Here is a 13,254-nt window from a genome sequence, read left to right as displayed (position 1 = left end):
ACCAAGCTGCCGGGACGGGATTCGAACCCGCATGCCTTTCGGCTGCGCGATTCAAGCTCGACCTGACCCCATCCCGCACCGTCCGCAGTCGTCCACCGGAGCTGCAACCACCTCGGCGTCCCAGTACGGGGGCAGGTCGGCCGGTTCCCACGACGGATCGGGACGGAAATCCGTGTGCCGGCCGTCGAACGGGAACCGGCCGGCCTCGATGTCACCGATGATGCGCTCGCCAGCGGCGCGGATGCGGTCCGCCTCGACCGCCGTCCAGTACGCCGGATGATCGACACGCTCGGCCAGCTCGTCCTCGTCCTTCCAGGACCAGCTGCGATCGGGCCCGACCACAATGTCGATCGCGTGATCGAGGATGTCGGTTCCGGCCGACCAGCGGCGCACCGGGGACTCCAGGTTCACGTACCAGCCTTCGAACCGCATCTCCAGGTCGAAGAACCACCACACCGAATGGTCGGCCTCGGGTTCGGTGCGGATCAGCACGTGCCGGCCTTCCCAGTGCCGCGGCCAGAGCATGGACGGCGTACGGTCCCGCTCCGCCAGCGACGTCTTCCGGATCGACGCGCCGTCCCGAGTGCCGCGCAGCATGCAGTCCGATCCGGACGCAGTCCAGGTGAGCAGCGCCTCCGCGTCGTCGCGCACGACCCGCGCGGTCTGCACCGCGGCGATCATCCCGTTGCGGTGGACGTCGCGGCGGGCGATCGATCGACCAGGAGCGAAGGTCATCGGGACATGGTACGGCCGTATCAGTGCGTATGTGCCCGGGACGGGATTCGAACCCGTATGCCTTTCGGCTGCGAGGTTTAAGCTCGCTGCGTCTGCCGTTCCGCCACCCGGGCCTGAGACCAAAGGAGCACCTTACAAGTAGATCCCGGCCACGAACACAGGGTAAGCAGGTGAGGTGCCGGGGCGTACGGCGAACCGCCGCGGCGGGCGCGTGAGTGCGAGTGACGGGTGCCTGGTGTCGACCATGGCAGTGGACTGAAGGCAGGTCGGCCGGGGACTGATGGTCGGCGGCGGGGAAGATGGGCGGGGAGCCAGCCCGGCTGGCGCTCAACCCCCCGGGAGGGTGGGCTGGGAAACCACCCCAGCCGGCGCCAGATGAGTAGCCGCGATGGCGGATGGGGAGTACAGGGCTACCTATCTACAGGTACACCTTGCGCGGGTAGATGGCGTGGGCGCCGGCTACGCGGTCCAGGAAGAGGGCGCCCGCGCAGTGGTCTATTTCGTGTTGTAAAGCTCGGGCTTCGAAGGCGTCGGTGGTTAGGGTCAGCTCTTCGGTGGTGCCGGGGAGGACTCCGGTAATGGTCAAGCGAGTGGCTCGTTTGACGTCTCCGGTTAGGTCGGGGACGGACATGCAGCCTTCGCGGGACTTCTCCTGACGCGTGGCTTCGACGACGACAGCGTTGCAGAGTACGAACACACCGTGGCAGGTGCGCGTCTTCGGATGCCCTGTCACGTCCAGCGCGAACATCTGCGCCGCCACCCCGACCTGAGGCGCCGCCAGCCCCACGCAGCCAGGCGACACGCGCATGGTCGCCACCAGGTCAGCCGCCAACGCGACCATCACCGGATCCAGCGGATCCACCAATGCCCCCTCGGTGGCAAGCACAGGATGGGGAGCCCGGACCACTTCCAGTACGTCGCCCGCGAGCCCGAGCTGGGCCGGACTCCAGGCGGCGAGGGTCTGGTTCAGATGAGCGGTGTTCACGGAACTCACAGGTCGTCGCTCTCGGCCGGCCGTAGCGTGACTCCGACGCCGAGCTCCTCGGCCGTGATCTCCAGTGCCCGCTGCAGCATGCCCAGCTCGGCGCCGGGCGGCAGCTCGACCTCGGCGGTCAGCACGTACAGGGCGCCGCTCAGCCGGGTGGTCTGGTCCGTGATCGTGCCGCCGACGCTCGCGATCATCCGGGTCACGGCGGAGACGATGCCCGGCCGGTCGGCTCCGTGCACGCTCAGCAGGTACGGCGGTCCGATCGGCGCGTGGGCGTGTTCGGGACCCATCTCGCGGACGGTGATGACCAGTTCCCCGCGCAGCGGTTCGAGCGCCTCGCGGACCTCGGCGAACGGTCCGGAGCAGACGATCATCATCGCGAAATGGCCGCGCAGGAGCGTCATCGTCGAGTCCTCGAGGTTGACCCCGGCCTGGGCCAGCGCCTCGGTGACGTCGGCGATGATGCCCGGGCGGTCCGGGCCGATGACGGTGACTGCGAGCTGACTCATGGGCGAAAACCTACCCGGACCAAAGTCTCGACCCGCGACGACTTCGGTATCCGGACAGAGCGAACCGGCCCCACGGGCGCCGAAGTCTGGCTATCTTCGACCTCATGGTCGGTTCCGATGGCCCTCGTCGCAGTGCCCGGGACTGGGCGGTCGACAGCCTGAGCTTTCTCATCGCGGTGCTGGGCGGCTTCGTCCTGTACGACGACGGCAAGGCCGACCCGATCCCGTCCGAGCTGCTCGCCCTCGACTTCTGGGCCGGGATGGCGCTGTGCCTGACGCTCTGGTTCCGGCGGCGGTGGCCGGTGCAACTGGCGGTGTTCTCGGCGGTGTTGTCAACGTTCTCGGACACGGCCGGGATCGCCACCCTGATGCTGATCCTCACGGTGGCGATCTACCGGCCGTTCCGGACGACCCTGCTGATCTTCGTCGCCAACGCGATCGGCCTGGCTGTCTACATCCAGGTCCGGGACAAGCCCGAGTCGCCGCAGACGCTCGCTCTCTGGGCCGTCCTGCTCTATACGGCCCTGGCGGGCTGGGGTCTCTACCTGCGGTCCCGCCGGCAACTCCTGCAGACCCTCCGCGACCGCGCCGACCGGGCCGAGGCCGTAGCCCGGTTGCAGGCGCAGCAGGCCCAGATGAGAGCCCGCGAGGAGATCGCCCGCGAGATGCACGACGTACTCGGCCACCGGCTGTCCCTGCTCAGCGTCCACGCGGGCGCCCTGGCCTACCGCCCCGACGCGACCACTCAGGAGGTGGCCGGCGCCGCGGAGACGATCCGGGCCAGCGCGCACCAGGCGTTGCAGGACCTCCGCGAAGTGATCGGCGTACTGCGTGCGCCGGTCGGCGAGCTTCCGCAGCCGACCTTCGCGGATCTCCCCGTCCTGGTCGAGGATTCCCGGCAGGCCGGAGTACCGGTCGAGCTGACCTTCGATGCGCCAGGCAATCCCCCGGACCACGTCGGGCGGACGGCGTACCGGATCGTCCAGGAAGGTCTGACCAATGCCCTCAAGCACGCTCCGGGCGAGCCGGTGCGGATCCAGGTGATCGGTGCGCCAGGCAACGGGTTGAACGTCGCGGTGACCAATCCCGCGCCCAGCAAGCGATTCGGCGACGGTCAGGGCCTGCTCGGGCTGACCGAACGCGCCCAGCTCGTCGACGGCCGGCTCGAACACGGCCGGACCCCCGAGGGCGAGTTCCGGCTCGCCGCCTGGCTACCGTGGCCGGCATGACCATTCGGGTGTTGATCGTGGACGACGATCCGCTGCTGCGGGCCGGGCTGCAGCTGATGCTCGGCGGTGCGCCGGACATCCGCGTGGTCGGCGAGGCGGGCGACGGCAGCGGAGTACAGAGCCTGATCGACCGGCTCTCGCCCGACGTCGTGCTGATGGACATCCGGATGCCCGGCATGGACGGCCTGACGGCCACCGAGGCCTTACGCCGCCGTCCGAGCGCGCCGGAGGTCGTCATCCTGACCACCTTCGACGCCGACGAGCAGGTACTGCGCGCGCTCCGCGCGGGCGCCGCGGGCTTCATCCTCAAGGACACCCCGCCGGCCGAGATCGTCGAATCGGTACGCCGTGTCGCCACTGGCCAGCCGGTGTTGTCGCCGGTCGTGACGAAGCGGCTGATCAACCGGGTCGCCGCCTCCGGCCAGGACCAGCGCAAACTCAAGGCCGTCAACCGCCTCAAGGACCTGAACGACCGCGAACGCGATATCGCCGTGGCCGTCGGCGAGGGCAAGTCGAACGCCGAGATCAGCGCGACCCTCTACCTCAGCATCCCGACGGTGAAGACGCACGTCTCGCGCATCCTCACCAAGCTGGACCTGAACAACCGCGTCCAGATCGCCTTGCTGGTGCACGACGCCGGCCTCCTCGACGACACGCGCTGATCACCGGCCCTTAACTCATCCGCATTAGCCTCGAACCGTCTGCCCGCCCCGGAAGGTTGTCGCATGCGCTTGCTCGTCGGTGCTCTCACTCTCGCCCTGTTGCTCCCCGCCGTACCAGCTGTTGCCTCGGTGGATCCAGCCTCGTACGTCGACCCTCTGATCGGCTCCGCGCGGGACGGGAACACCTGGCCCGGAGCGGTCCGCCCGTTCGGGATGATCTCGTGGAGCCCGACCAGCACGCGCGGCGACCAGACCAGTACCGGCGCGGCCAACGGCTACCAGTACGACGTGACGCGGGTGCGCGGGTTCAGCCTCACCCACGTCAACGGAGCCGGCTGCAACCCAGGCGCGGCCGGCGACGTACCGATCATGCCGTATGTCGGCGCGGTCGACAGTTCGCCGACCGCGGACACCACCGACGCGAAGTACGCGAGCAACTTCAGCCATGCGCAGGAAGCCGCGAAGCCCGGCCGGTACACGGTGACACTGGCGAACGGGGTGAAGTCGGATCTCGCCGTCACCACCCGCGCGGGCGTCGGCGACTTCTCCTTCCCTGGCGAGGGCCAGCCGAATCTGCTCTTCCGTACGTCGAACTCGCTCAACGGCAGTCAGGACGCGGAGATCACCCTCGACGCGGCCAATCGCAAGGTGACGGGATCCGTGCTCACCGGCGCGTTCTGCGGTCGGCGCGCGAATGGCGGGACGAACAACCGCAAGTCGTACTACCGGCTCTACTTCACCGCGTCCTTCGATCAGCCTGTCGTCGGTACAGGCACTTGGAAGGACAGCACGCTCACCCCGGGCGGGACTCAGACCACGGGCGGCGAGGGCTACGCGACCGGCGCTGATCGGGCCGGCCGCGGCTCGGGCGGCTACGTCAGCTTCGCGCCAGGCGCCAAGGTGAGGATGCGGATCGGCATCTCGTATGTCAGCCTCGCCGGCGCCGAGCAGAATCTCGCCGCCGAGGTGCGTCCGAACGCGACAGTGAACCGGATCGCCGCCGATGGCTACAAGGACTGGAAGAACGAACTGCAGAACGTCCGGATCACGGGTGGGAGCGAGGCGCAGCGGACCACCTTCTACACCGCGCTCTACCACTCGATGCTGCAGCCGAACATCTTCAACGATGTCGACGGCAAGTACCTGGGCAGCGATCAGCAGATCCATCGCCTCGCCGAGGGGCAGCGGGCGCAGTACGGGACGTTCTCGGGGTGGGATCAGTATCGGGCGCACATCCAGCTGCTGGCGTTGCTGAAGCCGGATATCGCAGGTGACTTCGCACAGTCGATGTACCAGTTTTCCCAGCAGAACAAGGGGATCTGGGATCGCTGGCTGCACAACAACGGCGCGACTCACGTGATGACGGGTGACCCGGCGGCGCCGACCCTGGCGACCTTCGCGGCGATGGGTGTTCGGAACTTCGATGCCGAGGGCTCCTATGAGTCATTGGTGCGGCAGGCAACAGTGCAGAACGCCGAGGCCGAGAACGACGGCGGTTGCCCGGGGCAATGCACTGGGCAACGACCTGCTCTGAACACCTACTTGGCGAAGCATTATGCGCCGCAGGACGCGTGCCACTGCTGGGGTGGTGCGGCCGAGACGCTGGAGAACTCACTGGCCGACTTTTCCCTGGCCCAGTGGGGTTCTCGGCTCGGGAAACCTGCCGATGAGATGGCTGAGCGCGGTGGCTGGTGGAAGAACACCTTCGATCCGGCGGTCGGATACCAGCGGGCGCGGAAGGCTGATGGGACCTGGCAGCCCGGGTTCACGCCGTCCACCGATGTTGGGTTCGCGCAGGGATCCAGTGCGACGTACACCTGGATGGTTCCGCAGGACGTCTCCGGACTGGCGGCGGCGATGGGCAGCAACGCCGTCCAGCGGCTGGATGGCTTCTTCCACGATGCCGCGGGCAACTGGGCCGTCAAGGGTGGCAGTGCGCTGCGGTACGACCCGACGAACGAACCGGGCCTGCACACTCCGTGGCTCTACAACGGCCTTGGCGTGGCTTGGAAGACGCAGGCGACCACTCGCGAGATCGTGGACACGGTCTACGGGACCGGGCCGTCAGGGCTGCCCGGGAACGATGATCTGGGGACGCTCTCGGCCTGGTACCTCTTCGCCGCGATCGGGCTGTTCCCGCAGACACCGGGGCGGGCCGAGTTGCTCGTCGGGAGTCCCCTGTTCCCGAAGGTCGAGCTGCGCCGCAGCAACGGCGTACGGCTGACTGTGGAGGCTGCGGAAACGTCAGACACCAACCAGTACGTGCAATCCCTGAGCCTGAACGGAAAGTCGCGCGCCGAGTCCTGGCTGCCGGAGTCGTTCATCACCAACGGCGGACGGATCAACGTGCAGTTGGGAGCGGCGCCCACCGACTGGGGCACCGCTCCCATCGACCACTGACTAGCTGCCGGTAGCTCTGCGGAACTCGTCGTTCGGGGTCTGCAGGCTTCCGAGGCTGGTGACCTCGCGGCGGAAGAACAGCGCGAGCGTCCAGTCCAGGATGACCCGGGCCTTGCGGTTGAAGGTGGGGACGCGGGACACGTGGTACGTCCGGTGCAGGAACCAGGCCGGCCAGCCTTTGACCTTGATGCCGTACAGCTGGGCGACACCCTTGTGCAGGCCGAGGCTCGCCACCGAGCCGACGTACTTGTGCTTGTAGTCCTGCGGCGCCTCACCATCGACCACGCGCAGGATGTTCGCCGCGAGGCGATTCGCCTGCCGTACTGCGTGCTGCGCGTTCGGTGCGCAGTACGCGCCGGTGTCGGAGGTGAGGTCGGGCACGGCCGCGTTGTCACCGGCGGACCAGGCGTCGCTGACGCCTTCGATCCGGAGGTTGGCCAGGCACTTGACCCGGCCCTTCTCGTCCAGCGGGAACCCGGTGCTGGCTAGTGCCGGGTTGGCCTTCACGCCGGCCGTCCAGACGATCGTGTCGGAGTCGAACTCCTCGCCGTCGCTGAGCACGACGTGGCCCTTTTCGCAGGACTCCAGCCGGGTCTCCAGCTTGATGTCCATCTTGCGCTTGCGCAGCTGCTCGACGGTGTACTGACCGAGCTCGGGGCCGACCTCCGGCAGGATCCGGTTGGTCGCCTCGACGAGCACCCAGCGCATGTCCTCGGGCTTGATGTTGTCGTAGTACCGGGTGGCGTAGCGGGCCATGTCCTCGAGCTCCGCGAACGCCTCGATGCCTGCGTATCCGCCGCCGACGAAGACGAAGGTGAGCGCGGACTTGCGCAGCGCCGGGTCGGGTTGCGACGACGCGACGTCCAGCCGGTCGAGCACCTTGTTGCGCAGGGCAATCGCTTCCTCGACGTTCTTGAACCCGGTGGCCTCCTCGGCCAGGCCCGGGATCGGCAGCGTCCGCGCGATCGAGCCGAGCGCGACGACCACCTGGTCGTAGGCGAGTTCGTAGTCGGGGCCCTCCTCGGGCATCACCTTGGCCACCTTGCGCTCGTGATCGATGCCGGTGACGCGACCGGTGACCACCCGGCAGCCCTTGAGGGTCTTGCGCAGCGGCACCACCACGTGCCGCGGTTCCACCGAGCCGGCCGCGGCTTCGGGCAGGAACGGCTGGTACGTCATCACCGAGCGGGGGTCGACCACGGTCACCCTGATCCGGCCTCGGCGGGCGGCCTTGCGCAGGCCGTAAGCGGTGTACATCCCGACGTAACCGCCTCCGACGACGAGGATGTGCGGTACCTGGGCTGCCATTGCCTTCACTCTCCCTGAGTGGTGATCCAACTTCATGTCCACTTCAGCATAACGGCCTCGTGAAAACTTTCACAAGCCATCTCCCGGGTGATCTCAACCACCGGGAATCCCCCATCCGGGGGTTCCCTCCGAGGGATCTTCGTCCCCATCCTGACGCCCGTGATCGCCTGCGCCTAGCGATGTCGCCAACCTCCCGCCAGCCGGTACACAACCGCAAAAGCACCCACAGAACGGCGTGAAGGAAAATTGCCGCCAGGTGACCAAAATCTTTCACGCGGTGGGTGACCGCGCATCACTCACAGGCCGGCGATGGTCTTGGCTCGGGTCAGGACTGAGTCGAGCATGGATTCGGTGAGTTTGCCGGTGAAGGTGTTCTGCTGGCTGGGGTGGAAGCAGCCGAGGACGGTGACTTCGCCGTACGGGCCCGGTACGGCGTACTCGACCGCGTGGCCGAATCTGGGGCGGGGTTTGGGGACGTCGCCGCCGACCGCCTGCAAAGCGTTGAGCAGGACGTCGAAGCCGAACTTGCCGAGGCAGACGATCGCTCGCGTGGACGGCAGGACCAGCTTCAGCTCAGCGTGGAACCAGGGCGAGCAGGTGTCACGCTCTGAAGGCGTCGGCTTGTTGGCGGGTGGGGCGCAGCGGACCGCTGCCATCATCCGGGCACCGAGGAGCTGGAGGCCGTCACCGGCATGCTCGCTGGTCGGTTGCGAGGCGAGGCCGACCCGGTAGAGCGACGCGAACAGCCAGTCGCCCGAGCGGTCGCCGGTGAAGACGCGGCCGGTCCGGTTGCCGCCGTGCGCGGCCGGGGCCAGGCCCGCGATCAGCACGCGAGGCTCGGCCGCACCCCAGCCGGCGATCGGACGGCCCCAGTACGGCTGATCCGCAAAGGACTTTCGCTTGCCCAAGGCAACTTCTTCACGCCACTCGACCAGCCGGGAGCAGGCGCGACAGACGGACACCCTGGCGTCGATTTCCGCCAGGTCGTCCGTCTGCGCAAGCTCGACGACTTCCGCCGCGTCGTGAGCGACCGCCGTACTGCGTGCTGCCGGGTCCTCGGGCCAGCCCGCACCCGGCGGCACCGGGCTTTCGTACAACTCCCCCGTCAACGGGTGCGGCAGTCGCATCTCCGCAGTCTAAAGGCGATCGACCAATGAAATTTGGGTGGTCACAACACACCTCGGCAGGAAGGATGTGGCGAATGGATCCTGAGGTGGCAGCCAATCGGGTGGCGTGGGAGACCGCGTCGCAGAAGCATGTGAACGAGTACGACGAGCATCTGGCTGAGGCCGCGCGGTTGGAGTCGTTGCGGCCATGGGAGCTGGAGTTGCTCGGGCCGTCCCTCGCGGAGGCTCCGATGGTCGTGCATCTGCAGAGCGGGCACGGGCTGGACGACGTCGACCTGCTCGCGAAGGGCGCGCGGACGGTGGTCGGTGTCGACTACAGCTCGACGGCGGCCGCCGCGGCTCAGTGGAGGGCCCGCGACCTGAAGGTGGGAGTCCACTACGTCGTGGCCGAGGTGCCGACCGTGCCACTCCGGGACGAGTGCGCGGATCTGGTCTACACGGGCAAAGGCGCGCTGATCTGGATGCGCGACATCCAAGCCTGGGCCGCGGAGGTCGGGCGACTCCTCAAGCCGGCCGGCCGGCTCTACGTCTACGAAGCCCATCCGGCCGTCCCGCTGTGGTCCTGGGACACGGACAAGCCCCGGATCCGCGACGACCGCAGCTACTTCGCGAAGTCGCACATCAACGACAGCTTCCCGGCCAACGGCGCCCAGGAATGGCAGTGGTCACTCGGCGACATCGTCACCGCGTGCATCCGAGCAGGCCTGGAGATCGAAGCGCTGGAGGAGTACGCCGAACCGTTCTGGCGCCCTGGTGACGGCCACCGGGCAGCCGCCTGGGAAGGCCGCCTGCCGAACTCCTTCTCGCTACTCGCTCGCAAGCGCTAGCGCGACCCCGTCAAGGATGTCGTGTTCCGACACCAGCAGTTCGTCGGTCGCCAACCCGTCAGCCAGCCTGTCGTGCAACCGCTGCAGGATCAAAGCCCCGGCCCCGATCACATCCACCCGCCCAGGATGAATAGCCGGTACTTCGGTACGCGCCGCCCGAGTCGACCCCATCAGCCACGAAGTCGTGTCGAGCAGCAGCGGCGCCGCGATCCGCGCGTGATGGATCACCGCCGGGTCGTACTCGGTGAGCTTGAGCGCGACCGCAGCCACCGTCGTCACGGTCCCCGCGACCCCGATCAAACACCGCGCCTCCGACAGCGGCACCACGGTCGAGTCGAGTAGCGCGTCGACGTCCTTGGTCGCGGCCCGCAACTCCTCGATCGATGCCGGATCCGAGTGCAGATGCCGCTCAGTCATCCGCACCGACCCCATGTCCAGCGACTCAGCAGCCCGTACGCCGTCGGCGTCCCCGAGCACCAACTCGGTCGACCCGCCGCCGATGTCAGCCACCAGATACGGCCCGGGCACGTCCAGCGCGGCCAGCCCATCCGTCGCGCCGCGGAAGCTCAACGCCGCCTCTTCGGTCCCCGAGATGATGTCCGGCTCCACCCCGAACCGCTCGAACACCCCCGCGAAGAACTCATCCCGGTTGCTCACGTCCCGCGCCGCCGACGTCGCGACAAACCTCAGCCGCTCCACGCCTGCCGCACGCACTACATCGGCGTACTCCGCACAGGCCGCGAACGTCCGTGCCAACGCGTCGGGGGCGAACGCCCCGGTGGAGTCGACCCCTTGCCCGAGCCGGACGATCTTCATCTGCCGATCGACCTCGGTCAGTACGCCATCGGCGTAGTCCGCGATCAGCAAGCGGATCGAGTTCGTCCCACAGTCGATCGCCGCGACGCGCAAAGAGTCAGACACAAGGGCCCCGGCGAGCCCAGTCGGGCAGCATCGCCAACGCCTCGTCACCGAGCGGATTCACCCCAGGACCGGCCGCTAGCGAGTGCCCCACGAGCACGTGCAAGCACTTCACCCGCGTCGGCATCCCACCCGCACTGATGCCCTTGACCTCCGGTACGTCGCCCAGCACCTCGCGACGGGCCAGGTAATCCTCGTGCGCGGCGCGATAGCGGGCGGCCAGGTCCTCGTCCTCTCCCAGCCGGTCCGTCATCTCCTTCATCACGCCCTCCGCCTCGAGCCGGCCGATCGCCGACGCGAGCCGCGGGCAGGTGACGTAGTACGTGGTCGGGAACGGGGTGCCGTCGGGGAGCCGTGGCTCGGTCTCGACCACATCGGGCAGGCCACAATTGCAGCGGTGCGCGATCGAACGGATCCCGCGGGCGGGGCGGCCGAGTTGCTCGCTGACGGCCGTTACATCTTTAGAGGGCCCCGTCTCGGGTGTGATGCTCACCTGCTGCCCTTCGGTGGTGCGGTCAGAACCGGCTTGGGGGTCGGTTTCGGCGTGGCCGGTTTGACCGGCTGCGGCGGCTTGCCCGCGCCTTCGACACTGCCCCAGAGCTTGGTGTACCAGGTCGGCTTCGGCGGTTCGTCGGCCTTCGGATCGACCGGGCCGGCCGGCTCGGGCGGGGCGCCGACGGGCTTGCCGTCCGCACCGATCACCCGGTAGCCGATCTCGCCCGGCATCACCCAGCCGAGCCGCTGCCTGGCCTGGGCCTTGACGTAGGCGTCGTCGTTCCAGCGGTGGATCTCGTCGTCCAGCTGGTCGACGCGCTTCTCCCGGTCCCGGATCTCCTGCTGCAGCGTGCTGATCTGCTGGTGCTGATCGAACCAGACCCGCAGGCTCTGCGCGTACGAGACGATCAGCGCACCGAGCACGAGCAGCACGACGGCCGCCCTGCCGGTCAGGTTGCGGGAACCCCGGGTCCGGGGTGGTCCGGCCGGGGTTCCCGTCGTACGACGTTTGGGCTGGTTGCCGTCCCGGCGGGCAGGCGGGCGCGTCTGGCTACGACTCGTCGGTCGCGAGCCTGGGCGCGCACCTGGATCCCGGCGGGAGGACATCTCAGCAGCTTACGTCGGTCAGCCCTTGAAACGAGGGAAGGCCGAGCGACCGGCGTACCGGGCCGCGTCGTCGAGCTCCTCCTCGATCCGGAGCAGCTGGTTGTACTTCGCCGTACGGTCGGACCGGGCCGGGGCGCCGGACTTGATCTGGCCGCAGTTGGTCGCCACCGCGAGGTCGGCGATCGTGGTGTCCTCGGTCTCGCCGGAGCGGTGGCTCATCATGCAGGTGAAGCCGCTGCGGTGGGCCAGGTCGACGGCGTCCAGCGTCTCGGTCAGCGAACCGATCTGGTTCACCTTGACCAGCAGCGAGTTCGCGGCCTTCTCGGTGATCCCGCGCTGCAGCCGCTCGACGTTGGTGACGAACAGGTCGTCGCCGACGATCTGGATCTTGTCACCCAGCTGCGAGCTGAGGCTGATCCAGCCGGCCCAGTCCTCCTCGTTCAGCGGGTCCTCGATCGACACGATCGGGTACGACGCGACCAGGTCGGCGTAGTACGCGATCATCTCGTCGGCTGACTTCTTGCCGCCCTCGAAGGCGTACACGCCGTCGGTGTGGAACTCGCTCGCGGCCACGTCCATGGCCAGCGCGATGTCCTTGCCCGGCTCCAGCCCGGCCCGCTCGATCGCCACCAGGATCAGGTCGAGCGCGTCGCGGTTGCTCGGCAGGTTGGGGGCGAAGCCGCCCTCGTCGCCGAGGCCGGTGGACAGGCCCTTCTCCTTCAGCACGGCCTTCAGCGCGTGGTAGACGCCGGCGCCCTGCATGACGGCCTCGGAGTACGTCGCCGCGCCGATCGGGGCGATCATGAACTCCTGCACGTCGACGTTGCTGTCCGCGTGCGAACCACCGTTGAGGATGTTCATCATCGGCACCGGGAGCACGTGCGCGTTCGGGCCGCCGACGTAGCGGTACAGGTCCAGACCGGCACTCTCGGCGGCGGCCTTGGCCACGGCGAGGCTAACGCCGAGGATGGCGTTCGCGCCCAGCTTGGCCTTGTTCGGCGTACCGTCCAGGTCGATCAGGGCCTGGTCGATCAGCCGCTGCTCGTGGACGTCGTAGCCGACGATCTCCTTGTCGATGTCCTCCAGGATGGCCGTGACGGCCTTCTGGACACCCTTGCCGCCGTAACGGGACTTGTCCCCGTCACGCAGCTCGACGGCCTCGAACTGGCCGGTGGAAGCTCCCGACGGCACTGCCGCCCGGGCTACGGTGTCGTCGTCGAGGAGAACCTCGACCTCGACAGTGGGGTTACCGCGCGAGTCAAGAATCTCGCGGGCGCCGACGGCCTCGATGGTGGCCACATCTACTCCCTTGTTCACACCTGATGTCAGCCCCGAGCCTAGCGGCCAGACCAGACAGCTCAGTGGACCGCGTCCGGAACCAGCACGGAACGCTCAGGAAACGCCTGCTCCGGTTGATTGTGTCCACAGCAACGCGCGGACAGCTCGATCA

12 protein-coding genes, 1 tRNA gene and 2 pseudogenes are annotated in these 13,254 nt (G+C 68.1%); 4 read left to right on the top strand and 11 right to left on the bottom strand.

Features of this window, described 5'->3' with window-relative positions; all coding sequences use genetic code 11:
* Nucleotides 1–7: 7 nt before the first annotated feature.
* The 5 genes and pseudogenes from A3ES_RS54505 to A3ES_RS0134470 form a co-directional block, all read right to left on the bottom strand.
* A pseudogene (locus A3ES_RS54505) lies at nt 8–117 on the bottom strand.
* Between the two features lie 87 nt (nt 118–204).
* Nucleotides 205–597 (bottom strand): annotated as a pseudogene (locus tag A3ES_RS57475) (ribonuclease FAU-1 family protein); the annotation flags it as partial.
* A gap of 170 nt (nt 598–767) precedes the next feature.
* Nucleotides 768–848, bottom strand: a tRNA-Leu gene (locus A3ES_RS0134480).
* Nucleotides 849–1,153: 305 nt separating this feature from the next.
* Nucleotides 1,154–1,729, bottom strand: coding sequence for a peptide deformylase (locus A3ES_RS0134475; protein WP_020391410.1), 576 nt, complete (start codon nt 1,727–1,729; stop codon nt 1,154–1,156).
* On the bottom strand, nt 1,726–2,232 hold the full coding sequence (locus A3ES_RS0134470; RefSeq protein ID WP_020391409.1) for a glycine cleavage system transcriptional repressor: 507 nt from the start codon (nt 2,230–2,232) through the stop codon (nt 1,726–1,728). Before A3ES_RS0134470 ends, A3ES_RS0134475 begins: the two co-directional genes overlap by 4 nt.
* 104 nt (nt 2,233–2,336) lie before the next feature.
* Between A3ES_RS0134470 and A3ES_RS0134465 the strand changes: the two genes are divergently transcribed.
* The 3 genes from A3ES_RS0134465 (at nt 2,337) to A3ES_RS0134455 (ending at nt 6,523) form a co-directional block, all read left to right on the top strand.
* Entirely contained in the window at nt 2,337–3,461 is a 1,125-nt protein-coding gene (locus A3ES_RS0134465) for a sensor histidine kinase (RefSeq protein WP_020391408.1), read from the top strand.
* Nucleotides 3,458–4,123 carry a response regulator transcription factor gene (locus tag A3ES_RS0134460; RefSeq protein WP_040456275.1) on the top strand — a complete coding sequence of 222 codons (666 nt, stop codon included), beginning with the start codon at nt 3,458–3,460 and terminating at the stop codon, nt 4,121–4,123. The genes A3ES_RS0134465 and A3ES_RS0134460 overlap by 4 nt, the downstream gene beginning before the upstream one ends.
* Nucleotides 4,124–4,186: 63 nt before the next feature.
* Complete coding sequence (locus tag A3ES_RS0134455; RefSeq protein WP_020391406.1) at nt 4,187–6,523, top strand: GH92 family glycosyl hydrolase; 2,337 nt, start codon at nt 4,187–4,189, stop codon at nt 6,521–6,523.
* On the opposite strand, the gene A3ES_RS0134450 is transcribed toward A3ES_RS0134455, so the two are convergent.
* The gene (locus A3ES_RS0134450) at nt 6,524–7,831 is read right to left on the bottom strand and encodes an NAD(P)/FAD-dependent oxidoreductase (RefSeq protein ID WP_020391405.1); all 1,308 of its coding nucleotides are present in this window, start codon (nt 7,829–7,831) and stop codon (nt 6,524–6,526) included.
* Nucleotides 7,832–8,127: 296 nt separating this feature from the next.
* Nucleotides 8,128–8,958 carry a uracil-DNA glycosylase gene (locus A3ES_RS0134445; protein ID WP_020391404.1) on the bottom strand — a complete coding sequence of 277 codons (831 nt, stop codon included), beginning with the start codon at nt 8,956–8,958 and terminating at the stop codon, nt 8,128–8,130.
* Nucleotides 8,959–9,032: 74 nt separating this feature from the next.
* Here A3ES_RS0134445 and A3ES_RS0134440 point away from each other — a divergent pair, with 74 nt between their 5' ends.
* Nucleotides 9,033–9,785: a class I SAM-dependent methyltransferase gene (locus A3ES_RS0134440; protein WP_020391403.1), complete on the top strand. Its 753-nt coding sequence runs from the start codon at nt 9,033–9,035 to the stop codon at nt 9,783–9,785.
* On the opposite strand, the gene A3ES_RS0134435 is transcribed toward A3ES_RS0134440, so the two are convergent.
* The 4 genes from A3ES_RS0134435 to eno are packed head-to-tail and all read right to left on the bottom strand — an operon-like array spanning nt 9,765 to nt 13,103.
* Entirely contained in the window at nt 9,765–10,706 is a 942-nt protein-coding gene (locus A3ES_RS0134435) for a Ppx/GppA phosphatase family protein (RefSeq protein ID WP_202806660.1), read from the bottom strand. The genes A3ES_RS0134440 and A3ES_RS0134435 overlap by 21 nt on opposite strands.
* Complete coding sequence (locus tag A3ES_RS0134430; protein WP_026163474.1) at nt 10,699–11,196, bottom strand: DUF501 domain-containing protein; 498 nt, start codon at nt 11,194–11,196, stop codon at nt 10,699–10,701. Before A3ES_RS0134430 ends, A3ES_RS0134435 begins: the two co-directional genes overlap by 8 nt.
* Nucleotides 11,193–11,804 carry an FtsB family cell division protein gene (locus A3ES_RS49445; RefSeq protein WP_063746032.1) on the bottom strand — a complete coding sequence of 204 codons (612 nt, stop codon included), beginning with the start codon at nt 11,802–11,804 and terminating at the stop codon, nt 11,193–11,195. The genes A3ES_RS0134430 and A3ES_RS49445 overlap by 4 nt, the downstream gene beginning before the upstream one ends.
* 18 nt (nt 11,805–11,822) lie before the next feature.
* Nucleotides 11,823–13,103 (bottom strand): phosphopyruvate hydratase, encoded by a 1,281-nt coding sequence (eno, locus tag A3ES_RS0134420; protein ID WP_020391399.1) that lies wholly within the window; start codon nt 13,101–13,103, stop codon nt 11,823–11,825.
* Between the last annotated feature and the right edge of the window lie 151 nt (nt 13,104–13,254).

It is taken from the genome of Kribbella catacumbae DSM 19601 (assembly GCF_000372465.1).
In the GTDB taxonomy this organism is placed as follows: Bacteria; Actinomycetota; Actinomycetes; order Propionibacteriales; family Kribbellaceae; genus Kribbella; species Kribbella catacumbae.
The sequence above is the reverse complement of the archived record's forward strand: the minus strand, read 5'-3'. Positions and strand labels throughout refer to the sequence as shown.